Below are 25,820 nucleotides of genomic sequence, written 5' to 3'. Positions count from 1 at the left end.
GCCCCGTCATCGAAGCCACTCTCCCCCTGGTCGGAAGCCGGATCGGCGACATCACGCCGCTCTTCTACGAGAAGATGTTCGCTGCGCATCCCGAACTCCTGAACGGCCTCTTCAGCCGCGCGAACCAGGCCAACGGGGAACAGCGCAAGGCTCTCGCGGGAGCAATTGCAGCCTTCGCGACGCATCTCGTCCAGAACCCCGGGACGCTCCCCGAGGCGGTCCTGAGCCGCATCGCCCACAAGCACGCTTCGCTCGGCATCACGCCCGACCAGTACGAGGTCGTCTACAAGTACCTGTTCGAGGCCATCGCCGAAGACCTCGGCGACGCTGTCACGCCCACGGTCGCGGCGGCGTGGTCCGAGGTCTACTGGCTCATGGCGGAGGCCCTCGTGAAGATCGAGTCCGGCCTCTACGCGCAGCAGGCCAACAACGTCATGTGGGCGCCATGGAAGGTCGTGGAGAGGAAGGCTTCCAGCGCGTCGGCGGTCACCTTCGTCCTCGAGCCCGCAGACGACACTCCGGTGACCCCGGGGCAGCCCGGCCAGTTCCTGAGCGTGCGCGTTCCCGTCGAGGACGGCCTCCTCCAAGTCCGCCAGTACTCGCTGTCCGCCGACGCCGAGTCGACCGAGCGCCGAGTGTTCACCACGAAGTACAACGACGGCGGCGAGGTCTCGCCGATCCTGCACGAGAACATCCAGGTGGGCGACGTCGTCGAACTCTCCAATCCGTACGGCGACGTCACGCTCGACGACAGCGACGGCCCCCTCGTTCTCGCCTCCGCCGGGATCGGCTGCACGCCGAGCGCATCGATCCTCCGCTCGCTCGCGAACGCAGGCTCGGATCGAGAGATCCTCGTGCTGCACGCCGAACGCAGCCTCGAGGCCTGGGCCCTGAGCGAGCAGATGCTGGGCGACATCGAGAAGATCGACGACGCCGAGCTCCACCTCTGGCTCCAGCAGCCGGCGAGCGGCCCGGTCCAGGGCGCGACCGCAGCGCGCGAGGGGCGCATGAGCCTGTCGGAGGTCGACGTGCCGGCAGACGCGAACCTGTACCTCTGCGGCCCGCTCGGGTTCATGCAGAAGATCCGGTCCGAGGCGATCGCCCTCGGAATTCCGGCCCAGCGCATCCACTACGAGGTCTTCGGCCCCGACCTCTGGCTCGCCTCGGCCAGCTGACAAAGTCTCAGCTTGTCCCCATCCCGAGGGGGTAACGTGCCATCATCCGGCAGCGCCCCCTCGGATGCGGCTAAGAGGAGCAGTTCGTGAACGTACGTCGCAGGGCCCCCGTCGGGGTAGCCCTCGTCGTCGTTGCCCTCCTGATCGTCGCCTCGTGCGTCGTCGTCGGACGCCCCGCCCAGAGCTCGCCGCCCGCGGGCATCTCCAAGATCCAGCACGTCGTGATCATCATGCAGGAGAACCGCTCGTTCGACAGCTACTTCGGGACCTTCCCCGGCGCCGACGGCATCCCCCTGCAGAATGGCGTTCCGACGGTCTGCGTACCCGATCCGGCCAAGCACACGTGCGTCCGCCCGTACTACGACCCCTCAGACCGCAACGCGGGCGGACCGCACAGCCAGTCCAATGCCACAGCCGACATCGACGGCGGCAAGATGGACGGATTCGTCGGCCAAGCCGAGCACGCGTCGTCGAACTGTGCGCCCAACGATCCCGCGTGCGCCGGAGCAAAGAAGACGGACGTGATGGGCTACCACGACGCCCGCGACATTCCGAACTATTGGGCCTACGCGAAGGATTTCACGCTCCAGGACCACCTCTTCCAGTCGGACGCGTCCTGGAGCCTCCCGTCGCACCTGTACATGGTCTCCGAGTGGTCCGCGAAGTGCAGCGTCCCAGGGGATGCCTCGTCCTGCATCAACGCTCCGCAGGGCCCGCAGCTCCCACCTGACTTCGGCAAGCCGAAGTCCCCGCCACGCCCCGCGCCGGACTACGCCTGGACCGACCTCACGTATCTCCTGTACCAGCAGAGCGTCTCGTGGGCCTATTACGTGTTCAACGGGACCGAACCGGACTGCGAGAACGACGCGGCCATGACCTGTGCGCCCGTCAAGCAGAACGCCAAGACGCCGGGCATCTGGAACCCCCTGCCCTACTTCGACACGGTGAAGCAGGACGGTCAGCTCGGGAACATCCAGTCGCTGACGAACTTCTACTCCGCCGCGAAGAACGGCACCCTTCCCTCGGTCAGCTGGATCGACCCGACGAGTGCGGTGAGCGAGCACCCGCCCGCCCTCGTGAGCTCGGGACAGGCCTACGTCACGGGGCTCATCAACGCGATCATGTCAGGCCCGGACTGGAGCAGCACCGCGATCTTCCTCTCATGGGACGACTGGGGCGGATTCTACGACCACGTCGCCCCTCCCGTCGTCGACCAGAACGGGTACGGGCTCCGGGTGCCGGGCATCGTCATCAGTCCGTACGCGAAGAAGGGGTATATCGACCACCAGACGCTGAGCCAGGACGCGTACGTGAAGTTCATCGAAGACGACTTCCTGCATGGCCAGCGGCTCGACCCGGCGACGGACGGCCGTCCCGATCCGCGACCCGACGTGCGCGAAGACAACCCGCTCCTCGGGAATCTCGTCAACGACTTCAACTTCAGTCAGAAGCCGTCACCGCCGGTCATCCTGCCGGGCGGAGTGACCTACTGACCATCCCGCCCGGCACTCGAGGTCAGTTGGCGGCCGTGAAGATCTTCCCCTGGAACTGCGGCTTCTCGAGCTCGTCCAGAGCCGCGACGGCGTAGTCCTGGGCCGAGATGAAGTCCCCGGCGGGAACGCCCACTGCGGTGGTGTACTTGCCCGTCCGCTCGCCGGGCTGGATGACGGCGGCAGGCGCGTGGACGGTCACGTCCAGACGTACCGAGGAATCGCGAAGCGCCTCGTACGCCCGGAAGACCGTATCGGATTCGGCCTTGTATTCCGCCGGGAAGTCGGGGAGATCCTTGATCAGCGTTCCATCGGGCGTCCGGAGGTTGCCGAAGCCCCCCACGAGGTACAGGCGTGCATCGGTGGGGATCTCGGCGATCGCCTGATGCGCGGCGAGGTAGGGCTCGCGTGAACCCCCGGTGCGATCGGGCGACGTGGCGAGCACGACGGCGTCGTTCGCCTCGGCGACGGAGCGGTACGTCTCGGCGTCGGCCAGATCGGCAGCGCGGACGACGGCGGCGCCCTCCACAGCGGTGCCCTTGCGGCTGAGGGCGGTCACCTCGTGCCCCCGGCGCGCGGCCTCCGCGACGATCTGGCTCCCCACCATGCCGGTGGCTCCGTAGACGGCGATCTTCATGTGGTGCTCCTTGATGAGTCTTTTCGGCTGCAGACAGGGAAACGGTATCCGAAAGATATCAAGTACTTCAAAGTGCTATGGTTACCTCATGGAAAGCATTCCGTTCGACGTCATGGACCCGGACTGCCCCTCCCGGGTCGTGCTCCAGCGGATCGGCGACAAGTGGACGCCACTCATCGTCCAGGCGCTCAAGGCGGGGACGCTTCGCTTCAGCGAGCTGCGGGTGGCCGTTGGCGGGATCACCCCCAAGGTCCTGACGCAGACGCTTCGGACGCTCGAGCGCGACGGGCTCGTCAGGCGGACCGTCTTCGCGGAGGTCCCCGTGCGCGTCGAGTACCGGCTCACGCCTCTCGGCGAGAGCCTCCTTGGCCCCCTCGACGCGATCCGCGAGTGGGCCGAGAGCCACGCGGGCAAGATCCTCGAGGCGCGCGGCGCGTTCGACGCGGCGGGCTAGAACACCCTCCGCCAATTCGTCTTCGCGAGGTCCAGCACCTCGTCGCCGCGCCCGGAGAGCACCGTCCGCAGCGCGTAGAGCGTGAAGCCTCCTGCCTGCTGCGCAGTGATCGTGGGCGGCATCGCGAGCTCCTGGCGGATGGTGGCGACGTCCACGAGCGCGGGACCATCGTGCTCGAGGGCCTCCTTGAGGCCTCGCTCGAGTTCGGACGAGTCATTGACCCGCACGCCCTTGATGCCGAGCGCATCCGCCACCGCGGCGAAGTTCGGATTGTCCAGTCCCGTTCCGAAGTTCACGAAGCCAGCGGATTTCATCTCGAGCTCGATGAAGTTGAGCGAGGCGTTGTTGAACACGACGAGCTTGACGGGCAGCTTGTTCTGCACGAGCGTGATGAGCTCCCCCATGAGCATGGACAGCCCCCCGTCGCCTGCGAGCGCGACAACCTGCCGCCCGCGGAAGGCGGCCTGCGCACCGATGGCGTGGGGCAGGGCGTTCGCCATGGAGCCGTGCGTGAACGAGCCGACCAAGCGCCGTCGTCCGTTCATCGTGAGATAGCGCGCGGCCCAGATCACGGGCGTCCCGACGTCGGCCGTGAAGACCGCGTCGTCTGCGGCGAGCTCGTCGAGGACCCGCGTGATGAACTGCGGATGGAGGGGCTGGCCCTTCTTGGTGGGGGTCGCCAGGTCGTCGAGCTTCGACCGCGCCTTCGCGTAGTGCTTGAGCGAGGAGTCCAGATGCGTGCGACGGCGCTTGCGTTCGAGGAGGGGAAGGAGCGCGGTCGCCGTGTCCTTGACGTCGCCGACGAGTCCGAGATCGAGGCGCGCGCGCCGGCCGAGCTGGTCCCCGCGGATGTCTACCTGGATGATCTTCGCGTGATCCGGATAGAACTGCTGGTACGGGAAGTCGGTGCCGAGCATGAGGAGCGCGTCGCAGTCCTCCATGGCGCGGTACCCGGAGCTGAAGCCGAGCAGGCCGGTCATGCCGACGTCGAAGGGGTTGTCGTACTCGATGAACTCCTTCCCCCGGAATGCGTGCACGATCGGGGCGCCCAGTTCATCGGCCAGCGCGATCACCTCGTCGTGGGCCCCCTCGACCCCAGCGCCAGCGAGGATGGTCACCTTGCTGGCCGAATTGAGGATGCCGGCGGCCTCACGGAGCTCGTGGCCGCTCGGAACAACGCTCGGCTGGGCTCTCCGGACCACCGTGACCCGCTCTGAATCGACTTGGGTGAGCGCGACGTCGCCGGAGAGCACGACGACGGCCACCCCGCGCTTCTCGACGGCCGTCCGGAGCGCGATCTCAAGGATGCGCGGCATCTGGGCGGGGTCGGTCACCTGCTCGGCGTACACGCTGCACTCGCGGAAGACCTCCTGCGGGTGCGTCTCCTGGAAATAGTTCGACCCGATCTCGGCGCTGGGGATGTGGGCGGCGATCGCGAGGACCGGGACGCGTGAACGGTTGGCGTCGTAGAGGCCATTGATGAGGTGGAGGTTTCCGGGGCCCGCCGAGCCCGCACACACGGCGACTTCTCCGGTGAGCGCCGCCTCCGCGGCAGCAGCGAACGCGCCCGCCTCCTCATGACGGACATGGACCCACTCGATGCTGGGCGTCCCGCGGAGGGCGTCGGTGAAGCCGTTGAGCGAGTCCCCCGGGAGGCCGTAGACGCGGCGGATCCCGTTGGCGGCGAGGGTATCGACGATGTTCTGTGCGATGGTCGTCATTCCGCCACGCTAGCCCGGGTGCGCAACTCGAGGGTAGGCCTCGGGAATATCTCCTTCGCCACAGCGTTGAACATGAGCGACAGTCACTCAACTTTCTGGAGGATGGTTTGCCTATCTTTTTCGGCCCGACTGCTGGCAACGGTTCGTTCGACGACTTCCTTGCCCGCTACCTGCAGGGCCAGGGGTCGCGCCGGACGGGGCGCCCCCTCGACATCACTCGGCTCCTCAGCCGCGGGAGCCAGCAGGTCCTGACCGCGGCCGGACGCTACGCGCTTGAACACGGACACCACGAAGTCGATGCGCTGCATCTGCTGCACGCACTGGCCAGCACGGAAGCCGTCGCCGGCATGATCGATTTCGCAGGTGCCGGCGCGGAGGACATCGTCGCCGCGACCGAGCAGCGGCTGCCCGCGGGCTCGCAAGCGAGCGGCGAAGGTGACGACGGCGGGATGCCACAGCTCACCCAATCCGCGCAGCATGCGCTGCTCGATGCCTACAAGGTCGCCCGCTCGCTCGGCTCGACCTACATTGACCCCGAGCACCTCTTCCTCGCGCTTGTCCTCGCCTCAGACGCGCCCTCGGGCCAGATCCTGGCGGCCCACGGCATCACGCCGCAGTCGTTCCAAGCGGACGACGGCGGCCGCGAGCCTTCTGGGGCGCAGAGCACCGATGCGGAGACCGACGGCGCGGGCGCTTCCACCCCTGCGCAAGGCCGCGCCGGCCGCCCCGGCACCGCTCGCGGTAGAAGGGGCGACCGCGGCAAGGACAGCATGCTCGGCAAGTTCGGCACCGATCTCACCGCGCTCGCACGCGAGGGCAAGCTGGATCCTGTGATAGGCCGTGCCTCCGAGATCGAGCAGGCGATCGAGATCCTGGCCCGCCGTACGAAGAACAACCCCGTACTGATCGGCGAGGCCGGCGTCGGCAAGACCGCGATCGTCGAGGGCCTCGCCCAAGCGGTCGCGTCCGGCGACGTCCCGGCGCAACTGCACGGCAAGACAGTCGTCTCGCTCGACCTGCCCGCGATGCTCGCCGGCACTCGCTACCGGGGCGACTTCGAGGAGCGCCTCACCAAGACGATGGACGAGATCGCGGCCGACGGAAACGTCATCGCGTTCGTCGACGAGCTCCACACCGTCGTCGGTGCCGGGGGCGGCGGCGAGGGCGGCATGGACGCGGGCAACATCCTCAAGCCGAGGCTCGCGCGCGGCGAACTGCACCTCGTGGGCGCGACCACGCTCGACGAGTACCGGAAGATCGAGAAGGACCCGGCCCTCGAGCGGCGGTTCCAGCCGGTCACGGTCGGCGAGCCGAGCATCGCGGACGCGATCGCCATTCTCGACGGCCTCAAGTCGCGGTACGAGGAGCACCACGGAATCGCCTACACGGATGAGGCAATCCGATCCGCCGTCGAACTCTCCCACCGGTACATCACCGACCGGTACCTGCCAGACAAGGCGATCGACCTCATCGACCAGGCGGGCGCCCGCAAGAGCCTCGCACGCGGGCCGCGGAACGATCTCGAGGCCTTGAACGCCGAAGCGACGCGGCTCGAGGAGCAGAAGGCCGCGGCCGTGGCCCGAGAAGACTACGAGGAGGCGTCGCGGCTGCGCGACAGCATCGAGCAGGTGGCGCTCAAGATTGCCGACGCCGCCGAGTTGCCGGCTGAGACGGAGGATGCCGTCGTCGACGAGCCAGACATCGCCGCCGTCGTCGCGCGTGCCACCGGAATCCCCGCGGCCCGCGTCACGGAAGGCGAGCGCGAGCGCCTCGCGCGCCTCGAGGACGAGCTCCACGGGCGCGTGGTGGGGCAGGAGGATGCCGTGGCCGCGATCGCGAAGGCCGTGCGCCGCAACCGGACCGGTCTAGGCGACGCCGGCCGCCCCGTCGGCAGCTTCCTCTTCCTCGGCCCGACCGGGGTGGGCAAGACCGAGCTCGCGAAGGCCCTCGCGGCGTCGCTGTTCGGCGACGAGTCCGCGATGGTGCGCTTCGACATGAGCGAATTCGGCGAGCGCCACACGGTGAGCCGGCTGGTCGGGGCCCCTCCCGGGTACGTCGGCTACTCCGAGGCGGGCCAGCTCACGGAGCGCGTGCGGCGGCACCCGTACTCGGTCGTGCTGCTCGACGAGGTCGAGAAGGCCCACCCGGACGTGTTCAACCTGCTCCTGCAGGTGCTCGACGACGGGCGGCTCACCGACGGCCAGGGGCACACCGTGGACTTCCGCAACACCGTGGTCATCATGACCTCGAACCTCGGTTCCGAGTTCCTCGCCTCCCGGGGCGCCGCGCTCGGCTTCGCTCCGGGCGGCACCGACGCGACTGGGTCTGAGGCCGAGCTGCGGGCTCGGGTCATGGGGCGGCTGCGCGAGACGATGCGGCCGGAGTTCCTCAACCGGATCGACGAGATCGTGCTGTTCCGCAGGCTGACGCGCGAGCAGCTGCACGAGATCGTGCGGCTCCAGCTGCGTGGGACGGAGGCGCGGCTCGCCGCGCAGGGCATCGCCCTCGACGTGGACGACGCCGCCGTGGACTGGATCGCCAACCGCGGCTACGAGCCCGAGTTCGGTGCGCGGCCGCTGCGCCGCGTGATCCAGCGGGAGCTCGAAGACCGCGTGGCGGACCTCCTCGTCGCGGGTGCGGTGGCCGACGGCGGGCGCGTCACCGTGACGGTCGACGACGACGATCTCGCCGTCCAAGCGGACCAGCCGGCAATCGCCGCGGCCTGAGCACCCTGCAAACGTGACGGCGCAACCTCCCGTTGCGCCGTCACCTCCGCCGGGTCCCCACCCCTTGCGCCGTCACCTCCGCAGGGTCCCCACCCCTTGCGCCGTCACCTCCGCAGGGTCCCCACCCGTTGCGCCGTCACCTCCGCCGGGTCAAACCCGGATGCCGAGGTGCTCGCGCAGTACGTACTCGGCGATCGCCATCGACGACGTCGCTGCGGGCGAGGGCGCGTTCCGCAGAAGCGTCACGGAGCCGACCTGGTCCACGGCGAAGTCGTCGAGCAACGACCCGTCCGCTCCCCAGGCCTGGGCGCGGACGCCAGCCGCGGCCTTCTCCGCGAGGTCCCCGGGCCGAAGCTCGGGGACGAACGCGCGGGCCCGCCGGAAGTACAGGGGCTTGATGAGCGACGCGGAGATCTCCCGCACTCCCATCCGCCAGTGCTTCCTGAACAGCGCGGGCGCCCCGGGCCACGCAAGCGACCCGACGGTGTCCCGCACCGACACGTCGCCCCACCCGTAGCCCTCGCGGGCGAGTGCGGGAACGGCGTTGGGGCCGACATGCACGTCGTCGTACACGCCGCGCGTGAAGTGCACGCCGAGGAACGGGAAGCGCGGGTCCGGCACGGGGTAGATCATCCCGCGCACGAGGCCCGTCCGCTCGGGCGCAAGCGCCCAGTACTCGCCGCGGAACGGCAGGATCCGGGGCGACGGCGACGCCCCCACCATGCGCGCGAGGAGGTCGGACTGCAGCCCTGCACACACTATGAGCCGGTCGAAGGTGTGGGTGCCCGCGGTGGTGTCGATCGTCGTCGTCCCCTCCCCCGCCCGCACGGCGGTGACCTCGGTGCTGAGCAGGACGCGTCCCCCGGCGCGGCGCACGTCGTCGGCCATCGCTTCGGTGATCGCGGCATAGTCGACGACGGCGGTGTGCGGCGAGTGCACGGCGGCGACGCCGGCGACGTGGGGCTCGAGCTCCCGCATGCGCTCGGGCCCGATGCGGGCGAGGTCCGGCACGCGGTTGGCGCGGGCCCGTCGTTCGATGTCGTCGAGCCGCGGGACCTCCTCGGGAGTCACGGCGACGACGAGCTTGCCGAGCTCCCGGTACGGGAGGCCGCGCTCCTGGCAGTAATCGCGGGTGAGCTCGCGGCCGCGCGCGCACAGCACCGCCTTGAGCGAACCGGGCTGGTAGTAGAGCCCCGCGTGCACGACGCCGGAGTTGTGCCCCGTCTGATGCGCGGCGACGCGGCGCTCCTTCTCGAGGACGACGACGTCGGCGTCGCCTGCGAGCGCAAGGGCCCGCGCAATCGCCATCCCGACGATGCCGCCGCCGACCACCCCGATGCACTCCGTCACGCTGCCTCCACTCGTCCCCGGCTGCCGTCGACGCGCACGCGCTGCCCGTTGCTCAGCACTCTCGTCCCCCGTCCAGTTCCCATGACCGCCGGCACTCCGTACTCGCGCGCGACGATCGCCGCGTGTGAGCCCAGCCCACCCGTGTCGACGACGACCGCAGCCGCCCGCGCGAACAGCGGCGTCCAGGACGGGTTCGTGTTCGGGCAGACGAGGATTTCCCCGGCGCGGAGCTCGCCGAACTCGGCGGGTCCGTGGATGATCCGGACCGCCCCCTCGGCGACCCCGCTGCTCGCGGCCGTGCCCGTCAGGAGCGAGCCCGCGCCGTCGGCCCCGTCGGTGTCGCCCAGCGCGACGGCGAGGTCGAGCAGGGGAACTCCCGCGTACTCGCGCCGGAGCGCCGCGCGGCGCGCGACGAGTCCGCGAAGGCGGCCGCGGTCGACGTCGTCGATCGCCTCGGGCGCGGGCAGGGCGCGGAGTTCCTCGAGCCGGAGATGGAAGACGTCCTCGCGAGCGCCGACGGCGCCTGCTCCGGTCAGCCGCCGTCCGATCTCCAGGAACGTCGAGCGAAGCGGGGGCATGACCCGCGTGATGAGGAAGTGGCTGTCCTCGCGGAACGCGAGGCCGCGGCGGGCTGCGTCGACGAGCCGCGTGGCGAACGTCGTCGCCCGCCTGCTCCGCAGGAGCGGGTGTGAGAGCAGCTCGCTCAGGGCGTCCTCTCCGACGTCCCGAATGCCCGTGCGAGGAGCCGACGCAAGGGTCTGGACTATCGCGACGGCCGGCGTCGGATCGTCGCGCCACGACGGCGCGGTCGCGATGACAATGCTGACCGATTCGCGATGCCCGTACTCGTCGAGGAACGCCGCGAGATCCTCGCGGAACGAGGCGAATTCGTCACGGGTGCGGATCGCCTCGAGGAAGGCGGGCGCGTCGAGGACGCGGGCAGCCTCCGAGAGGGCCGGGTCGGCGCGCACAGCGTCTGCGAGACGCTCGAGCGCATCGTTGCTCGCGCGGGTCAGCGTGCGGCCGCCCGCGACGAGGGCGGCCGAGAGGCGGCTCCGGCCTACAGCAGCGAGGCCGAGCCGCAGCGGCACGAAGGGAAGGAACGAGGCGGGCAGGTAATTCACCCGCAGCTGGGCGAGGGGCCGCATGGCCTCGAGGCAGCGGTCGACGCGTGCGAGCAGCTCCGGCCAGTCGAGCGCGCGCGGGTCTTCGGCGTCGAGTGCCTCGGCCTCGGCCTCGAAATCAGCGAGCAGGGGGTCATGGGCCCACACCGCCGTCCGGTACCGCCGCGCTCGGCGCGCGAGTGCGAGCGGCGCGCCAAGCGTCAGAAGACTCGGGCGCGGCCGGGGAGGCACCAGCTGGAGGGCCACGCCGTCGCGCTCGCGCAGGAGCTGCCCGAGCGGCGGGAAGCGCACGCCGACGCTGCCTGCCATCAGGTCGAGCATCCGGATCACGCCCGGACCGAGCCAGCCAGTGACATCGAGGGGATAGGGACGCACCGTGAACATTTCGAGGAAGAACGGCGCGACGGTTCGCTGGATCCGATCGAGGGTCGGCGGTTCGAGCGGGAGCGCCGTCATGGGCCTCGCCTGAACGAGCACGACCCGCCCTTCAGCGAACGCCCACTCGATGTCCTGCGGGACGCCGAAGTGCTGTTCCGCGCGGACGGCCAGCGCCACGAGCTCCCTCGCGGCGCTCTCCGAGAGGACGTCCGCGCCGTCGCCGTGCACCCGCTCGCGGATTTGACCGTCGCGGCCGAGGACGAGGTGCTCAGGCGTCACCCGTCCCGAGACGACGGCCTCCCCCAGCCCCCGCGCAGCGTCCACGACGATCTCGGCTCGGCGGCCGGTCAGCGGGTTGGCCGTGAAGACTACACCCGCCGATTCGGCGTCGACCATGCGCTGGACGACGACGGCGATCGCCACGTCTGCGGGAGCGATCCCCTGGCGCTCGCGGTACTGGACGGCCCGGTCGGACCAGAGGGATGCCCAGCATCGGCGGACGGCATCGGCGACCGACGCATCGCCCTTGACGTTGAGGAAGGTGTCCTGCTGGCCGGCGAAGGCTGCCCCGGGAAGGTCCTCCGCCGTGGCGCTCGAACGGACGGCGACTCCGGCCTCATCGGCCAGTTCCGCCCTCAGCTCGGCGAGCGCGGCCGAGATCGCGTGGCTCAATGCCGGGTCGAGCGGGGCCTGGGTGATGGCCGCGCGGGCGCCCGCGGGATCGATGACCGCCCGTCCAGGGTCGACTCCCGCGGCTTCTGCGTGGGCCCGGTACGCAGCCGTGGTCACGACGAAGCCCGGCGGCACGGGAAGACCCGCACCGAGGAGCTCGCCGAGGTTGGCGCCCTTTCCGCCGGCCAGGGGAAGGTCAGCCGCCCGCAGCGAGGCGAGGGGCCTCAGCAGCGAGGAGGCACCGCCGTCGTCCATGGGCCCACGGTACATCCAAGCGCGGGAGGGCCGCCCCGTGTGCAGCGGGGCGGCCCTCCAATGTTTCCGGCGCCGTTCAGCTCGCCGGAACCTTGAGTGCGCCGAAGGACGGCGCACGAGTCTCAGTCGAGGCGCTTCTTGAGCCCCTCGAGCTCGTTGGTGAGACTGAGCGGGAGCGAGCCGCCGAAGCGGGCGAACCACTCCTCGAGTCCGGGGACCTCGGCGCGCCACTCGTCGGCGTCGAAGCGCACGGCCTCCTCAACCTGCTCCGGCGTCATGTCAAGCCCGTCAAGGTCGAGGCTCTCCGGCGTCGGAACGAAGCCGATCGGCGTCTCGACGGCGTCGGCCGCGCCCTCGATGCGCTCGATCGCCCACTTGAGGACGCGCGAGTTGTCGCCGAAGCCGGGCCACGCGAAGCCGCCGTCCTTGGTGCGACGGAACCAGTTCACGAGGAAGATCTTCGGCAGCCGGGCGGGATTGCCCTTGGCCGAGAGCCGCACCCAGTGGTTGAGGTAGTCGCCCGCGTCGTAGCCGATGAACGGGAGCATGGCCATGGGATCGCGGCGCACCACGCCGACGGCGCCAGCTGCGGCCGCCGTCGTCTCCGAGGAGAGCGTGGCACCCATGAAGATGCCGTTGGCCCAGGACCGGGACTGGGTGACGAGCGGGATGGTCGTCTTGCGACGCCCGCCGAAGAGGATCGCATGCACCTCGACGCCGTTCGGCGCGAAGTACTCGGGAGCGAGCATGTCGATCTGGTCGATGGGCGTGCAGAAGCGCGAGTTCGGATGGGCGGCCGGACGGCCGCCGTTGGCGGCGGAGATCTCCGGTGTCCATTCGTTGCCCTGCCAGTCCGTGAGGTGCGAGGGAACCTCGTTGGTCATGCCCTCCCACCAGACGCCGCCGTCGTCGGTGAGGGCGACGTTCGTGAAGATGCTGTTGCCCTTCGCGATGGCGCGCATCGCGTTCGGGTTGGTACCCCAGCCGGTGCCAGGTGCGACGCCGAAGAGGCCCGCCTCCGGGTTGACGGCGCGGAGCTCGCCTTCCTTGCCGAAGCGCATCCAGGTGATGTCGTCGCCGAGCGTCTCGACCTTCCAGCCCTCGATCGTCGGGTCGAGGAGCGCGAGGTTGGTCTTGCCGCAGGCCGACGGGAACGCGGCGGCGACGTTGTAGACCTTCTTCTCGGGACTCGTGAGCTTGAGGATCAGCATGTGCTCGGCGAGCCAGCCCTCGTCGCGGGCCATGACCGAGGCGATGCGGAGGGCGTAGCACTTCTTGCCGAGCAGCGCGTTCCCGCCGTAGCCCGAGCCGTAGGACCAGATGGAGCGTTCCTCCGGGAAATGCACGATCCACTTCTCCGGGTTGCACGGCCACGGGACGTCGGCCTGGCCCGGCTCGAGCGGCGCGCCTACCGAGTGGAGGGCCGGAACGAAGAACGCCCGGGTCTGCTCCATCTTCTTGAGGACGTCCGTGCCGATGCGGGCCATGATCCGCATCGAGGCGACGACGTAGGCGGAGTCGCTGATCTCGACGCCGAACTTCGGGTCCTCAGCGTCGAGATGGCCCATGACGAACGGGATGACGTACATGGTGCGGCCGCGCATCGAGCCGGAGAAGAGACCCTTCAGCTTGGTCTTCATCTCGGCCGGCTCCATCCAGTTGTTGGTGAAGCCAGCGTCGCGCTCGTTGCGCGAGCAGATGAACGTCTGCTCCTCGACGCGCGCTACGTCCGCGGGGTCCGAGAAGGCGGCGAAGGAGTTCGGGAAGAGGTCGGGGTTGAGGCGCGTGAGCGTCCCCGCGGCGACGAGCTCGTCAGTCAGCTGGCGGTATTCCGCTTCGGAACCGTCCACCCAGTGGATCCGGTCGGGCTGAGTCAGTTCAGCGACTTCCTCAACCCAGGACAGCAGGGGCTCGTAGGTGGTAGGGGCTCCTTCGAGAAGCCGAAGACGAGTTGCGCCCATGTCTTCCTCCTTCGTCTGGGTCGTGTGTCCCTCAATGGTAGGGAAGGTGGTCTGTACCACCGGGGCGAGTGATGGGTACGAAATGAGAGCGAAACACTCAAAATCGCGGAATCTGGGGGTTTTTGACGCGCAGATGGGTGTTTTAAGTGACCAAGGTCACATAGACCGGTATAGTTCACAAGTCCTGCCCCGGTGGATTTGGAAGTGCGTTGGTCTTCGCGTAAAGTTATTCAGGCCGCGGCGCGGAAAACGCCGAAGCCTGCGGAATGCGCCCATAGCTCAGCTGGATAGAGCGTCTGTCTACGGAACAGAAGGTCGGGGGTTCGAATCCCTCTGGGCGCACCAATCTGCACCTCTGGTCTTTGGACCGGAGGTGTTCTTCGTTTAAGCGGCGTTCGAGCGGCCGCTTCCAGGCGGTCATCTTCTCGGCCGCCGCCGGACCAGATCCCTCATTCCGCGCTCAGGGCCGTCACGCCGTCGAGCGTGCCGATGAAGACCCGACCCGCCGCCAGGGTCGGGGTCACGAAATGTGGCACGGGACCAAGCCTCACCTGCTGCTGGACGCGACCGTCCCCCGGATCGAGGGCGTACAGCTCCCCGGTCTCGTCATCCACGACCCACACCGCTCCCGCGCCGATCACGGGCGAGCCCGCTGCCTGCAGCGACAGTCGCCAGCCGAGGCTGATCGCGCCCGACGACGCGACCGTCACCTGCTGGAGCCCGCCTTCGCACGGCACGTAGACCGTCATCCCCGTCACGGCCGGGGCGCCGAACGCGGGGCACACCGAGGCTTGCGCCCGGGCACCGCCGATGCCCCCGAGGTGGTTGGCATCAAGCACGTACCCGGTACCGCTCTTGCCGTCCGCGAAGACGTATGGGCCGACTCGTACGGGCGTCATCGAGCCGAGGTCGGCGTCGTCCGAGTTGTCCTGCGCCCACGTGTCCGGGGCGAAGAAATCGGTGCGGCGCAGCGACGAGGCCTCGAGCGAGAGCACCGAGTCCGAGCCGTCGTAGCTTGAGGTCGACGCGCCATTGCCGACACCCACGAGCAAGCGCGAGCCGTCGACAGCCGGGCCGCCGGGGGCCCAGATGCCAGCCAGCCGCGAGGTCGGCACCACGTAGGAACCGATCGGCCCGTTGCCTGTCGTGGGGACCGAGAGCACGGTTCCGACGTAGTCCGAGCAGTCGCCGTCGAGGCCGCCGAACGCCACGAAGACCCGGCCCCCGAGGAGGGCGAGCGCGGGTCGCTGCTGATACGCGATGAGCTCGCCCTGTGGCGGCTCGACCTCGCGTCGCATGAGGAGCGCGCCGTTCGCGGCATCCACGCCGACGAGCTCGTGGCGGCCGCCCGAGGTTTCCGCTACGGCGAAGACCAGGCCTGTGGCCGGATCGAAGACGGGCGTACCGGTGATCCCCAGCGGGCTGATGTCCCCGCAGGGAAGCGACGATCCCTGAACGGGGGTGCCGACGTTGCGCTGCCACACGATGCCGCCGCGGGCCGCATCGAGGGCGTAGAGCGTGTCCGACTCGGTCGCGACAATCACCTTGCCGCCGACGACGAGCGGCTCGCCGTACACGGCGCCGTCGAGCCGCGCCGTCCAGGCGGTGTGGAGCGCGCCGACCGTCGGCAGCCCGTCCGCGGCGCCGGTTCGGGCGGCGTCGTGGTGGTAGGTCGGCCAGTCGCCGGGCAGCAGGGGGGCAGGGCTGAGCGCATTCGGCGACGGCGTCAGGGATTCGACCGGCGTACCCGTGGGCGCGGTGAGCGGGCCCGGGGCGCAGGCTGCGAGCAGCACGAGCACGAGGGCGTTCAAGGCGCTCACTAGCGCGCGCTGCCGCCTTGTTCCTGCCATCGTCCAGCCTCTCCGAGGCCGAGTGTCCGCCCCTCTCCAGTGGGACGCAAGCAGGACTCGGGGCAACTGCTGCCCCAACCCGCTTCTCCTGCGGTAATTTCCCACGGATATGCGGCCCGAGGCAGCAGAACCGGGGCGCCAAGGCGCGGCACGGCGAAGGCGGGGGACGACAGCGTCCCCACACCCACCGTCGTCCCCCGCGGCCCGCCGCGCGCCGCCCGCGCCCGCCGAGCTAGACGGCCTCGAGGATGCTGACGTAGTTGGCGATCCCGACCCCGCCCATGTTCTGCACCGCGGCGCGGCGCGGGTCGGGCAGCTGCATGGCTCCGGCCGTGCCAGTGAGCTGCTTGGCTGCGAGGACGTGCTGGGAGACGCCGGTCGCCCCGACCGGGTGGCCCTTGGCCTTGAGGCCCCCGGAGACGTTCACGGGCAGCCTGCCGTCCCTGTAGACCCAGCCCTCCTCGATCGCCCGCGCGCCCAGGCCTGCCGGGGTCAGGCCCATGACCTCGTACATGACGAGTTCGGCGATCGTGAAGCAGTCGTGGACCTCGGCGAAGTCCAGGCCCTCCAGCCCGACCCCGGCCATCGCGAACGCCCGCTCCCAGGAGAGCCGGGTGCCCGCGAAGGCGGTGGGATCGCGGCGCTCAGCCGGCAGGAAGTCGTTCGCGTGCCCGAACCCGGCCAGCCGCACGGGGGACGTCGCGGCCCCGGGGCGCGGGGCCACGCTCAGGACGACGGCGGCCGCGCCGTCGGAGACGGGCGAGCAGTCGGTGCGCCGCAGCGGGTCGGCGACCATCGGGTTCTTCTCGGAGACGGTGCGGCAGAACTCCACCCCGAGGTCCTTGCGCAGCTGGGCGTACGGGTTGTCCACGCCGTTGCGGTGGTTCTTCGCCGCGATCGAGCCGAGCACGTCGGAGACGGGGCCGTAGCGCTTCTCGTAGTGCTTGGCGACCTCGGCGAACAGGGCGGTGAACCCGGCCGAGGACGGCTGGCCTGCCATGTCGTAGTCCGCGCCCAGCAGGGCCGCCCCGACCTTCTCAGCCCCGGCAGGGGTCATCATCTCTGCCCCGACCACGAGGACGTTCCGGGCCGTCCCGGCCAGGAGCGCCTTGACGCCCTGCTGCACGGCCGCGGACCCGGACGCGCACGCGTTCTCGACCCGCGTTGCCGGGACCCCGAGCAGGTCCGGGGAGAGCTGGAGCGCGAGCGAGGACGGGAACGCGAGCGGCATCATGCCGGCGTTGAACTGGCCGATGTAGACTTCGTCGACCTCCCCCGGCTCGAGCCCCGCGTGGGCCAGCGCCTCCCCCGCGACCTGCACGATCAGCGACTCGAGCGTCTCCTCCGCCAGCTTGCCGAACCGGCTGTGGCCCCAGCCCGTGAGCAGGACGTCCTTGCCGAACTGTTCCTTGAGGCTCATGCGAGCGCTCCTTCCTCTTCCGGGATTCCCTGTTCGAGCACGACGTCGAAAGGCGCGCCCGTCTTCTCCCCCACCTCATCCAGGCCCACCCCGGGCGCGAGCCGCCGCAGCACGAGCTGAGGGGCGCCGTCGTCGTCCTTCTCTACGTCGAAGACCGCAAGGTCCGTGACGATGCGGTCGACGACGCGCTGTCCAGTGAGCGGGAGCGTGCACTTGGCGACGATCTTGGGCGAGCCGTCCTTCGCGACGTGCTCGGTGAGCACGAGGATCCGGGGGGTCCCGGCGACGAGGTCCATCGCCCCGCCCATGCCCTTGACCATCTTCCCGGGGATCTGCCAGTTCGCGAGGTCGCCCTCGGCAGAGACCTGCATCGCGCCCAGGACCGCGACCTTCACGTGGCCGCCGCGGATCATCCCGAACGACTCCGCGGAGTCGAAGATGCTGCCGCCGGGCAGGACCGTCACGGTCTGCTTGCCCGCGTTGATGAGGTCCGCGTCCTCCTCGCCCTCGTATGGGAACGGGCCCATGCCGAGCAGCCCGTTCTCGCTCTGCAGCGTCACCCGAACCCCCTCGGGCAGGTTGTTGGCCACGAGCGTGGGGATCCCGATCCCCAGGTTCACGTAATCGCCGTCGTGCAGTTCCTCGGCCGCGATCGCAGCCATCTCGTCTCTTGTCCACGCCATCGGGACTCCTCCTCGAATCGGTTGGGTTGCGCCGTCACCGCGCTCGTTGCGCCGTCACCTCCGCCGGGTCCTCACCCTGCGGACGTGACGGCGCAAGGGATGAGCGGGGAAAGGCAGGGGCCGCGCCGCGCCTCAGGCGCCCGTGGCCACGGGTTCGCGTCGCGGACGCACAGTGCGCTGCTCGATGTCCTTCACCCGCGCCCGGGCCTGCACGAGGTGCTGGACGAACACGCCGGGGGTCACGATCAGGTTGGGATCGATCTCGCCCACGCCGACGACCACCTCCGCCTCCGCGATCGTCACGCGGCCGGCCGTGGCGACGACCGGGTTGAAGTTCCGCGCCGTGTACCGATACACGAGGTTGCCCTCCGTGTCGGCGGTGTGCGCGTGCACGAGCGCAACGTCCGCGACGATCCCCCGCTCCCGGACGTACAGCTCGCCGTCGAACTCCTCGTGCGGCTTGCCCTCGGCCACGACCGTGCCGACCCCGGTGCGGGTGTAGAAGGCCGGGATGCCCGCCCCGCCGGCCCGGAGCCGCTCGGCGAGCGTCCCCTGCGGGACGAACTCGACCTCGAGCTCGCCGGCCAGGTACTGCTGGGCGAACAGCCGGTTCTCCCCCACGTACGAGGCCACGACCTTGCGCACCTGCCCCGACTCGAGCAGGATCCCCAGACCCTTCCCATCGACGCCCATGTTGTTCGAGACGACCGTCAGGTCGCGCACGCCGCTCTCCCGCACCGCCTCGATCAGATCCGCCGGGATCCCGCTCAGCCCGAAGCCCCCGACTGCGAGAGTCGCGCCGTCGTGCAAGACCTCCCCGAGGACGCCCGCGACGTCGTCTTTCAGCTTTTCCATTCATGGCCTCCTTCGGCACCACCACTTTGTGGACATATCGCTTCTCTCGTTGAGGCTAGGAAAAGGCCGGAATTTCCGCAATAGTGGCTATGGCGCAGACCACATACTGTGGACAGCCCGGCAGGGGATGTCCACAATGTGGCGAGATCTTCAGGAGGAGCATGGAAGCGAGAACGGTCCAGGGCACTCAGGTGGTGGGACGTGTCGCAAACCTGCTCCGGCTCGTCGGCGGCCGTCCGAGCGGGGCCTCGACCGCCCGACTCGTCCGCGAATCCGGACTGACCCGCCCCACGGCGCACCGCATCCTGACGTCGCTCGCCGCGGAGGGGCTGCTCGACGTCGACCGCACCACGGGGAACTGGGTCTTGGGGGCGGAGGTATTCCTCCTGGGCGCGACCGCGGCGGCCCGCTTTCCGTTCGAGGAGCTCGCGCGGCCCAGCCTGCGACGCCTCGCCGAGGAATCGGGCGAGAGCGCCTTCTACAGCATCCTCCGCGGCACGGAGTCCGTGTGCCTCCTGCGCGAGGAGGGCAGCTTCCCCATCCGGTCCTTCGTGCTCCGGGAAGGGGTCCGCTTCCCGCTCGGCGTCGCCTCGGCGGGAACCGCGATGCTCGCCTTCATTCCTGAAGAGCAGCAGGAGGCACTGCTGGGGCGTTGGCCGGAGCATGCGGGCGAGTTTGCGGCCGGGCACACCGAGGAGGTGGTGCGCAGGCAGCTCGCCGAGACGCGCCTGCGCGGGTACTCCGTCAATCCGGGCCTCGTGCTCGAAGGCAGCTGGGGCATGGGCGCGGCCGTGTTCGACAGCCACGGGAGTCCGGTCGGCGCCGTCTCGTTCACGGGTATCGAGCCTCGGTTCCGGGGGGACCGGCAGGCCCTTCTGGGACGCCTGCTCATGGAGGAGGCGCACAGGATCAGCCTTCGCCTGCCAGGGCGCTAGGGGCCGACGTCGGCGCGCGGGGTGCCGGGAATACCTGCGGGGCACGGAGCATTGAAGAGAACGATTCTCAACAATGAAGGGAGCAGCACATGAAGGTCCGCGCATCGATCCGGTCGCTCAAGAACCAGCCCGGGTCTCAGGTGGTCAAGCGCCGCGGCAAGGTCTTCGTGATCAACAAGAAGAACCCTCGGCTCAAGGCGCGCCAGGCCTGAACCGAGTCCCGGACACGCACGCCAGGCCCCGTGGAACCGCTTCCGCGGGGCCTGGCGCTGCCCCGGGCCGGCGCGGCCCGGGCCGGCGGCGGCCCGGCTTCGGCCGCGACCAGAGCTTGGCACAGCTGAGCCGTCCCGTAGCATCTGTGGAGTGGAGAGCGAGTACGACGTCATCGTGATCGGTGCCGGCGCCGCCGGCGAGAACGCCGCGGACCGCGTGGCGAAGGGAGGGCTCAGCGTGGCCCTCATAGAAAGCGACCTCGTCGGCGGCGCCTGCTCGTACTGGGCCTGCGAGCCCTCCAAGGCCCTGCTTCGTCCCGGCACCGCTTTGCACGCCGCCCGCCGGGTCCCGGGCGCCCGCGAAGCGGTCACAGGCGACCTCGACGTCGCCGCCGTCCTGAAGCACCGCGATGACTCGGTCAACAGTTGGGACGACCAGTCGCAGGTCGATTGGGTCGACGGCGCGGGTATCCACCTCGTCCGCGGCCGCGCCCGCCTGACCGGCGCGAAGCGGCTCACGGTCGACGACACCAACGGAAACCATTTCGACCTCCTGGCACGCCACGCCGTCGTCCTCGCCACGGGCTCCAGACCGTCCACGCCCAGGGTCCCCGGCCTCGAGCGCACGCCGCACTGGACGACGGCGGACGCCACGAGCACGCGGGAAGTCCCCGAGAGCCTCGTTGTCGTCGGCGCGGGGGTGGCAGGGTCCGAGCTCGCGCAGGCGTTCGCACGCCTCGGCTCGCGCGTCACGGTCCTTGCCCGCGGAAGCCTGCTCAGCGCGTTCCCCCAGGACGCGCGCGAGCTTGTCGCCGCGGGGCTGCGGGCCGACGGCGTCGAGATCATCGAGGGTGTCTCCCCCGAGCTTGTCGAGCCGACGGACGACGGCGGCGCGACCGTCACGCTGCCTGGCGGCCGACGGCTCGGAGCGGCAAGGCTGCTCGTCGCGGCCGGCCGGCGCCCCGCGCTCGACGGCTTGGGGCTGCCGGCGTTCGGGATCGAGCCGACGTCGCTCCGCGTAGACGACACAGGGCTCGTGCTCGGCAACGCGTGGCTCTACGCTGTCGGCGACTGCTCTGGCCGCGCCATGCTCACGCATCAGGGGAAGTACCAGGCACGGATCACCGGCGACACCATCGTGGCGCGGGCCAAAGGCAAGCTCGACGGCGCGCCGTCGCCTTGGAGCCGGTACGCACGCACCTCCGACGAGCTCGCAGTTCCGCGGGTCGTGTTCACCGACCCCGAGCTCGCGATGGTAGGGCTCACCGAGGAAGAGGCGTGGGAGCACGGCATCCGGGTACGCGTCGTCGACCTCCCGATCTCCGTGGCCGGGGCCTGGCAGCTCGCCGAGGACTACGAGGGCTGGGCACGGTTCCTCGTCGACGAGGAAAGGAGGACGCTCGTGGGGGCGTGCTTCGCAGGGCCTGACGTCGCCGAGCTCCTGCAGTCGGCGACCATTGCGATCGTGGGCGAAGTCTCCCTCGAGCGCCTCTGGCACGCGGTGCCGGCCTTCCCTACCCTGAGCGAGATCTGGCTGCGGTTCCTCGAGGCCTACGGCCTCTAGCCCTGAAGCCGGGACACCGCGCGCGCTCCCCATCCGTGGCGCCGGTCGATGACAGACTGGCTCCGTGGCCCCCTCGCGATTCCTCCCCCTGCGCCGCAGCGCCCGAGCCGCCCTCTGGTGTGCTGCGGCGGCGACGATCCTTCTGGGAATCACCGCCTGGTTCCTCGAGGAGTGGCTCGGCGCGCTCGCAATCGCTGCCCTCGCGGCGTTCATGCTGTGCGCGCTCTACGCGATCCTGGGGATGAACCGCTACGTCGTCGCAGCCTTGGCCGCCGCGACGACGGCGACGACAATCGGCTGCGCCCTCGCGTTCCTCCGGATGCTGGGCCTTGCGTGGGACGACGCTCCCGATGCCGTCACGACCGTCTCGAGTCGCGACGCCGACCCGTACTTCTACGCCGCAGTGGTCGCGTTCCTCGCCACGCTCGGGCTCCTGCTGGTGGGGGCCGCGTGGCCCGCGCGCAGGCGGCTCGCAGCACGGCCGATGCGCCGCCCGCCGTCGCGCACCGCATCCGGGTCCCCCGCGTCCGCCTCGCGTACGCCGACGGGGCGCACCTCGGGCGCGAGGACCCAAGGCTCTCGCGTGCCAGACGGCCGGCCTTCCGCTCCTCGGGCGAGCACGCCCAAGCCGGCGGCGCCTCGGACTAATGCGAGTGGTGGCCGTGCTTCCGGCTCACGGCCCTCGGCACCGCGAAGTCGGTGAGTCGCGCGTCCTGCCCGTCGAGTTCTGCCCACGCCTTGTCGGTCTCGAGGACGGCCAGGCCTGCCGTCGGGAAGTGGTTTGCGGCGTCCAGGTAGGCGTCCTGGTCGGAGTCCCGAGCAGCGAGGTGCAGCACGAGATCCTGGACGCCCGGCATATGGGCAATGAGAAGAAGCGTGGTCACGGTTTCAGGGACGTGGTTGACGACGGCGAGCATTTGCGTCGCGCTCGCCGCGTAGAGTCCCGTCTCGAGCTTGGGCGTCGGCGCAAGGTCGCCTAGTTCACCGCAGACCCACGTGCAGGTCTGGCGCGTCCGCAGCGCGACGGAGCACAGGATGAAGTCGGGCACCACCTTGTGGGCGAGGAGCCATTTCCCCGCCGCAGGAGCGTCCGCGTGCCCGCGCTCTGCAAGGGGCCTGTCGACGTCGGGGACGCCGACCGGCCACGCGGCCTTCGCATGGCGCAGCACTACAAGGCGCTTGAGGTGATGCTTGCTCATGGAGCAAGCGTAGAGGCCCCGACGCGCGGCACGGGAGGATCCCTAGATGGAGTACTCCGGCGCTGCCCACACGATGACCTCAGGGTGCTCGTAGAAGCGGTACCCCTGCCCCCGCACGGTACGGACCGTGTTGGCGAGACGTCCGAGCTTCGAGCGGAGACGGCGGATGTGGACGTCGATCGTGCGCTCGTTGGGGACTTCCTCGGCGTTCTTCCAGAGGTTCTCCAGGAGCTCTTCGCGGCTGACCGTCCGCGTCCCGTTCTCGACAAGGTAGTTCAGGAGCTCGAACTCCTTGAATGTGAGGTTGAGGGAGTCCCCGTCGAGGTGCACCTCGCGGCGCGCGAGGTCGATGAGGACGCCGCTCGGGCGGCTCTCGTTCTGCTGGCTGACGCGCGGCTCAGGGCGGGGCCGGCTCCCGATGGTCGGATCGCCGAAGGTCGAGCGTACGACGTCGAGCGGGCTTCCCTGTGCGGCCGACGGGGCAACGGCGACAGCGGCGTAGCTTTCGACGCCGGGGACGAGGTTCTGCGCGTAGGCGCGGATCTCCTGGGCGATCCGGGCGATGGACGAGCCGGCCGCGGCGGCCTGCTCCTCCGAGATTCCGACGTACAGGACGAAACCGTGGGCGACGGTGTCCGAGGAAACCGACCGAACGGGCTCGGCGCCGGGTGCGACGACGGGGGTCGGCGCGGTGATCGGAGCGTAGTCGTCCGCGACGGGACGCAGCGGACGGGCTGCGCCGTAGGGCTCCTGCTGGATGGGGGCACGACCGCCGAAGGCCTGACGGCCGGCAGCAGCCTGGGCGCGCTGGGCGTTGCGGACAGAGATGTGGACGTATCCGGATGCAACCGACATAAAGTGCTGACCTCGTATGTGACTAGCCGACGTGGACGGCTTCGAATGCTGAACAGGGTTGAGCGAAGAGCCAAGTGCTGGGGGTGGGCAGTCAGCTATGCATTCGACAACAGCACATGGTCCGGCCGGCGGGTGAGCCGGGGCGGAAGGCTGCAAGTGCCGTTGAGTTCTTGTTCACATGAGTGAGTGTGCCCGTAACAAAGGCTACAAGCAAGTAACAATGGGCCTCTTGTCTCGGATGGTGAGACAGAACTCCGAATTGTGATACTTCTCACCATTCGGCAGGACCTATTTCTGAACCGATATCTTCACATTTTCGGCGGTCTCATCGGGGCCGGTCGAACAATGTTCGAAATTCGGGCCGGAGTGCAAGCCCTTACACCTCGGGCACCCTCCGTCTCATTATGTGGACTGCCACCCAGCCAGTGCTCGAAGCAGCGGCCGAGAGGGGGAGGCGGAGGCTCCGTGCGGCGCGACCGCGGGAGCCCGGTGACCCTCTCGGGCAGGTGCTGTTACCCAAATGTGACAAAGCTCGATCCATCACGTAGGGTAGGGCAGTGCACGGGATCGCCCGTGCTCCTTTGGGTGCAGCCCGCCGAACTCTGCCGGCAACCCAAGGGTGAAGCAGGCAGAGACGGAGGAACCAATCGGCCGAAGAGGCCTGTGGAGAGCCCTGTGCTCGAAACGGGAACGCTGAGGTCTGGGGTGAAGCCGCGCCGCGAGGTGTGGCCGGATGACTCGCATCCGAACCCGGCAGCTAACTTCGCAGGCGCTAACGAGAGGTTTCTTGCGTGAGCATCACCATGCCTACGGGCGCGCCTGCGCGCCAGCGCGGCCGGCATCGTGCGGCGACCCCGCCCAGCCGTCTCGCCCGCATCACCGCCGGACTCGGCACCGCAACAGGCGGTCGGTACCGCAACGCCGTCGTCGCCGCATCCCTCGGCCTCGTGGCCGTCGGCGGAGGCGCCGCTGCGAGCACCGGCCATATCTCCCCCGCCGGTTCCACCGAAGCCAATGGGACCGCCACTGCCCCCATCAGCGCAACGGCCGACGCGAAGCTCGACTTCGACCGCTCGACGGTTGCGTCGATCTCGAAAGCGCAGGCCGACCAGCAGGCGCAGGCCGCCGCCGCGGCCGCCAAGGCGGAGCTCCTCAAGACGCAGCCCGTCAACGACCCGAGCGGCGCTCAGGCCTACGCCTCGAGCCAGCTCGCGAAGTTCGGCTGGGGCCAGGACCAGATGCAGGCCCTCGTCAAGCTCTGGAACCTCGAGTCCGACTGGACCACGACGGCGACGAACTCGAGCAGCGGCGCGTACGGCATCGCGCAGGCGCTCCCGGGCAACAAGATGGCCTCCGCCGGCGACGACTGGCAAACCAACTACCGCACGCAGATCGACTGGGGCCTCGGCTACATCAAGGACCGCTACGGTTCCCCCGCCAACGCCCTCACGTTCCACTACGCGAGCGGCTGGTACTGATCGGCCCAGACGAAGGCGCCGCTCCCCCTGCGGGGAACGGCGCCTTCGTTCTTCTCTGGCAAGAAGGATCTGTTCTGCTCTGGCCCCTAGTTGCTCTGGTCCCTAGTTGCTCTGGCCCGAACTCGTCGAACCAGAGCCTGAGCCGCTCGAGCTTGTGCCTGCAGTGGATGAAACGAGGATCGTGAGCGCCGCGTTCCCGTCCTTCAGCGCGGTGAGGCGGACGGCCTGGCCGGTTGCGAGGCTCGAGGCGCTGAGCGAACCGCCGCCGGACTGGCTCTGACGGCGGCCCACGAAGCTGGCGATCGTCGTGTCCGAGGAGATCGCATAGCTCTGCACGTAGCCATCGACGCTCTTGACGGTGATCTGGCTCCCGGAGACGGCGGTGATCGTACCAGTCTGTTCGAGTTCGGTGACGTACTGGCCCTTGTTCTGAACGACGTACTCGCCGTGCAGAGCCTGGCCCACCCCGCCGACGCCGAGATTGCCCGGCCCACCGAAGCCGCCTCCGGCGAAGCCACCATTCTGGCCGCCCCCCGCCTGACCCAGGCCCTGGCCGTTGCCCCCCTGGCCCGGCGCTCCGCCCAGGCCCTGATTGGACGACGCCGCGGACGCGCCGTTGCCCGAATTGCTCGCCGCGTAGACGGCGGCTCCCGCGCCAGCAACGACGACGACGGCGACCCCGGCTACGGCGAGCCCCTTCTGGGCGGGCGTCAGCCGCGAGAGCGCACCCTTGTAGCGTCCCCCGGGACCTGCCGGGATGGCCGGCGGCGTGCCCCAGCCCTGACCCGGCGCGGAAGGACCCGGCGCGCCCCAGCCCTGACCCGGC

Annotated in this window: 21 protein-coding genes, 1 tRNA gene and 1 riboswitch; of the genes, 10 read left to right on the top strand and 12 right to left on the bottom strand. The window is 69.7% G+C overall.

Annotated features, from left to right (window positions below):
• Nucleotides 1-1,175, top strand: a 1,175-nt coding sequence (locus V7053_RS00110; protein WP_334170223.1) for a globin domain-containing protein, incomplete at its 5' end; no start/stop codon positions are given.
• An 86-nt stretch (nt 1,176-1,261) separates the two neighbouring features.
• Nucleotides 1,262-2,668, top strand: coding sequence for an alkaline phosphatase family protein (locus tag V7053_RS00105; RefSeq protein WP_334170222.1), 1,407 nt, complete (start codon nt 1,262-1,264; stop codon nt 2,666-2,668).
• 22 nt (nt 2,669-2,690) lie between these two features.
• Here V7053_RS00105 and V7053_RS00100 read toward each other — a convergent pair whose 3' ends face one another.
• Nucleotides 2,691-3,302 (bottom strand): NAD(P)-dependent oxidoreductase, encoded by a 612-nt coding sequence (locus tag V7053_RS00100; RefSeq protein ID WP_334170221.1) that lies wholly within the window; start codon nt 3,300-3,302, stop codon nt 2,691-2,693.
• A gap of 88 nt (nt 3,303-3,390) precedes the next feature.
• Here V7053_RS00100 and V7053_RS00095 point away from each other — a divergent pair, with 88 nt between their 5' ends.
• A complete protein-coding gene (locus V7053_RS00095; protein WP_334170220.1) occupies nt 3,391-3,756 on the top strand; it encodes a winged helix-turn-helix transcriptional regulator in 366 nt (121 codons plus the stop codon).
• On the opposite strand, the gene poxB is transcribed toward V7053_RS00095, so the two are convergent.
• A complete protein-coding gene (gene poxB / locus V7053_RS00090) occupies nt 3,753-5,477 on the bottom strand; it encodes a ubiquinone-dependent pyruvate dehydrogenase (RefSeq protein ID WP_334170219.1) in 1,725 nt (574 codons plus the stop codon). The two genes, V7053_RS00095 and poxB, sit on opposite strands and share 4 nt — an antisense overlap.
• Before the next feature lie 107 nt (nt 5,478-5,584).
• Between poxB and V7053_RS00085 the strand changes: the two genes are divergently transcribed.
• The gene (locus V7053_RS00085; protein ID WP_334170218.1) at nt 5,585-8,203 is read left to right on the top strand and encodes an ATP-dependent Clp protease ATP-binding subunit; all 2,619 of its coding nucleotides are present in this window, start codon (nt 5,585-5,587) and stop codon (nt 8,201-8,203) included.
• A gap of 150 nt (nt 8,204-8,353) precedes the next feature.
• Here the strand turns inward: V7053_RS00085 and lhgO are convergent, their stop codons facing one another.
• The 3 genes from lhgO to V7053_RS00070 all read right to left on the bottom strand — a co-directional run bounded on the left by lhgO (nt 8,354) and on the right by V7053_RS00070 (nt 13,943).
• Nucleotides 8,354-9,553: an L-2-hydroxyglutarate oxidase gene (gene lhgO / locus V7053_RS00080; protein ID WP_334170217.1), complete on the bottom strand. Its 1,200-nt coding sequence runs from the start codon at nt 9,551-9,553 to the stop codon at nt 8,354-8,356.
• Nucleotides 9,550-11,982 (bottom strand): PEP/pyruvate-binding domain-containing protein, encoded by a 2,433-nt coding sequence (locus V7053_RS00075; RefSeq protein ID WP_334170216.1) that lies wholly within the window; start codon nt 11,980-11,982, stop codon nt 9,550-9,552. Before V7053_RS00075 ends, lhgO begins: the two co-directional genes overlap by 4 nt.
• A 122-nt stretch (nt 11,983-12,104) precedes the next feature.
• On the bottom strand, nt 12,105-13,943 hold the full coding sequence (locus tag V7053_RS00070; RefSeq protein ID WP_334170215.1) for a phosphoenolpyruvate carboxykinase (GTP): 1,839 nt from the start codon (nt 13,941-13,943) through the stop codon (nt 12,105-12,107).
• A gap of 268 nt (nt 13,944-14,211) precedes the next feature.
• Here V7053_RS00070 and V7053_RS00065 point away from each other — a divergent pair.
• Nucleotides 14,212-14,288, top strand: a tRNA-Arg gene (locus V7053_RS00065).
• Between the two features lie 104 nt (nt 14,289-14,392).
• Here V7053_RS00065 and V7053_RS00060 read toward each other — a convergent pair.
• From V7053_RS00060 to V7053_RS00045, 4 genes are all read right to left on the bottom strand, one after another.
• Complete coding sequence (locus V7053_RS00060; protein ID WP_334170214.1) at nt 14,393-15,763, bottom strand: outer membrane protein assembly factor BamB family protein; 1,371 nt, start codon at nt 15,761-15,763, stop codon at nt 14,393-14,395.
• 262 nt (nt 15,764-16,025) lie between these two features.
• On the bottom strand, nt 16,026-17,213 hold the full coding sequence (locus tag V7053_RS00055) for an acetyl-CoA acetyltransferase (RefSeq protein ID WP_334170213.1): 1,188 nt from the start codon (nt 17,211-17,213) through the stop codon (nt 16,026-16,028).
• Complete coding sequence (locus tag V7053_RS00050; protein ID WP_334170212.1) at nt 17,210-17,896, bottom strand: CoA transferase subunit B; 687 nt, start codon at nt 17,894-17,896, stop codon at nt 17,210-17,212. Before V7053_RS00050 ends, V7053_RS00055 begins: the two co-directional genes overlap by 4 nt.
• A gap of 132 nt (nt 17,897-18,028) precedes the next feature.
• The gene (locus V7053_RS00045; protein WP_334170211.1) at nt 18,029-18,751 is read right to left on the bottom strand and encodes a CoA transferase subunit A; all 723 of its coding nucleotides are present in this window, start codon (nt 18,749-18,751) and stop codon (nt 18,029-18,031) included.
• Between the two features lie 161 nt (nt 18,752-18,912).
• Between V7053_RS00045 and V7053_RS00040 the strand changes: the two genes are divergently transcribed.
• The 4 genes from V7053_RS00040 to V7053_RS00025 all read left to right on the top strand — a co-directional run bounded on the left by V7053_RS00040 (nt 18,913) and on the right by V7053_RS00025 (nt 22,165).
• The gene (locus V7053_RS00040; RefSeq protein WP_334170210.1) at nt 18,913-19,686 is read left to right on the top strand and encodes an IclR family transcriptional regulator; all 774 of its coding nucleotides are present in this window, start codon (nt 18,913-18,915) and stop codon (nt 19,684-19,686) included.
• A gap of 89 nt (nt 19,687-19,775) precedes the next feature.
• Nucleotides 19,776-19,898 (top strand): type B 50S ribosomal protein L36, encoded by a 123-nt coding sequence (gene ykgO / locus V7053_RS00035; RefSeq protein WP_323280274.1) that lies wholly within the window; start codon nt 19,776-19,778, stop codon nt 19,896-19,898.
• 151 nt (nt 19,899-20,049) lie between these two features.
• A complete protein-coding gene (locus tag V7053_RS00030; RefSeq protein WP_334170209.1) occupies nt 20,050-21,462 on the top strand; it encodes a dihydrolipoyl dehydrogenase family protein in 1,413 nt (470 codons plus the stop codon).
• A gap of 64 nt (nt 21,463-21,526) precedes the next feature.
• Nucleotides 21,527-22,165, top strand: a complete 639-nt coding sequence (locus tag V7053_RS00025) for a hypothetical protein (RefSeq protein ID WP_334170208.1) — start codon at nt 21,527-21,529, stop codon at nt 22,163-22,165.
• On the opposite strand, the gene V7053_RS00020 is transcribed toward V7053_RS00025, so the two are convergent.
• The gene (locus V7053_RS00020; protein ID WP_334170207.1) at nt 22,107-22,661 is read right to left on the bottom strand and encodes a SixA phosphatase family protein; all 555 of its coding nucleotides are present in this window, start codon (nt 22,659-22,661) and stop codon (nt 22,107-22,109) included. The genes V7053_RS00025 and V7053_RS00020 overlap by 59 nt on opposite strands.
• 42 nt (nt 22,662-22,703) lie before the next feature.
• Nucleotides 22,704-23,516 carry a winged helix-turn-helix domain-containing protein gene (locus V7053_RS00015; protein WP_334170206.1) on the bottom strand — a complete coding sequence of 271 codons (813 nt, stop codon included), beginning with the start codon at nt 23,514-23,516 and terminating at the stop codon, nt 22,704-22,706.
• Between the two features lie 583 nt (nt 23,517-24,099).
• Nucleotides 24,100-24,303: riboswitch (cyclic di-AMP (ydaO/yuaA leader) on the top strand.
• Nucleotides 24,304-24,307: 4 nt separating this feature from the next.
• Here V7053_RS00015 and V7053_RS00010 point away from each other — a divergent pair.
• Nucleotides 24,308-24,994, top strand: a complete 687-nt coding sequence (locus V7053_RS00010) for a hypothetical protein (protein WP_334170205.1) — start codon at nt 24,308-24,310, stop codon at nt 24,992-24,994.
• A gap of 102 nt (nt 24,995-25,096) precedes the next feature.
• On the opposite strand, the gene V7053_RS00005 is transcribed toward V7053_RS00010, so the two are convergent.
• On the bottom strand, nt 25,097-25,820 hold a 724-nt coding region (locus V7053_RS00005; RefSeq protein WP_334170204.1), incomplete at its 5' end, for a hypothetical protein.

It is taken from the genome of Sinomonas sp. (assembly GCF_036848755.1).
Taxonomy (GTDB): Bacteria; Actinomycetota; Actinomycetes; order Actinomycetales; family Micrococcaceae; genus Sinomonas.
Note: the sequence above shows the minus strand (reverse complement) of the source record. Positions and strands in the feature narration are given on the sequence as shown.

What these genes read in the sequence shown, in the direction of transcription:
- V7053_RS00100 (WP_334170221.1), bottom strand. Translation starts at nt 3,302, where the DNA reads ATGAAGATCGCCGTCTACGGAGCCACCGGCATGGTGGGGAGCCAGATC.
- V7053_RS00095 (WP_334170220.1), top strand. Translation starts at nt 3,391, where the DNA reads ATGGAAAGCATTCCGTTCGACGTCATGGACCCGGACTGCCCCTCCCGG.
- poxB (WP_334170219.1), bottom strand. Translation starts at nt 5,477, where the DNA reads ATGACGACCATCGCACAGAACATCGTCGATACCCTCGCCGCCAACGGG.
- V7053_RS00075 (WP_334170216.1), bottom strand. Translation starts at nt 11,982, where the DNA reads ATGGACGACGGCGGTGCCTCCTCGCTGCTGAGGCCCCTCGCCTCGCTG.
- V7053_RS00070 (WP_334170215.1), bottom strand. Translation starts at nt 13,943, where the DNA reads ATGGGCGCAACTCGTCTTCGGCTTCTCGAAGGAGCCCCTACCACCTAC.
- V7053_RS00055 (WP_334170213.1), bottom strand. Translation starts at nt 17,213, where the DNA reads ATGAGCCTCAAGGAACAGTTCGGCAAGGACGTCCTGCTCACGGGCTGG.
- V7053_RS00050 (WP_334170212.1), bottom strand. Translation starts at nt 17,896, where the DNA reads ATGGCGTGGACAAGAGACGAGATGGCTGCGATCGCGGCCGAGGAACTG.
- V7053_RS00045 (WP_334170211.1), bottom strand. Translation starts at nt 18,751, where the DNA reads ATGGAAAAGCTGAAAGACGACGTCGCGGGCGTCCTCGGGGAGGTCTTG.
- V7053_RS00040 (WP_334170210.1), top strand. Translation starts at nt 18,913, where the DNA reads ATGGAAGCGAGAACGGTCCAGGGCACTCAGGTGGTGGGACGTGTCGCA.
- ykgO (WP_323280274.1), top strand. Translation starts at nt 19,776, where the DNA reads ATGAAGGTCCGCGCATCGATCCGGTCGCTCAAGAACCAGCCCGGGTCT.
- V7053_RS00020 (WP_334170207.1), bottom strand. Translation starts at nt 22,661, where the DNA reads ATGAGCAAGCATCACCTCAAGCGCCTTGTAGTGCTGCGCCATGCGAAG.
- V7053_RS00015 (WP_334170206.1), bottom strand. Translation starts at nt 23,516, where the DNA reads ATGTCGGTTGCATCCGGATACGTCCACATCTCTGTCCGCAACGCCCAG.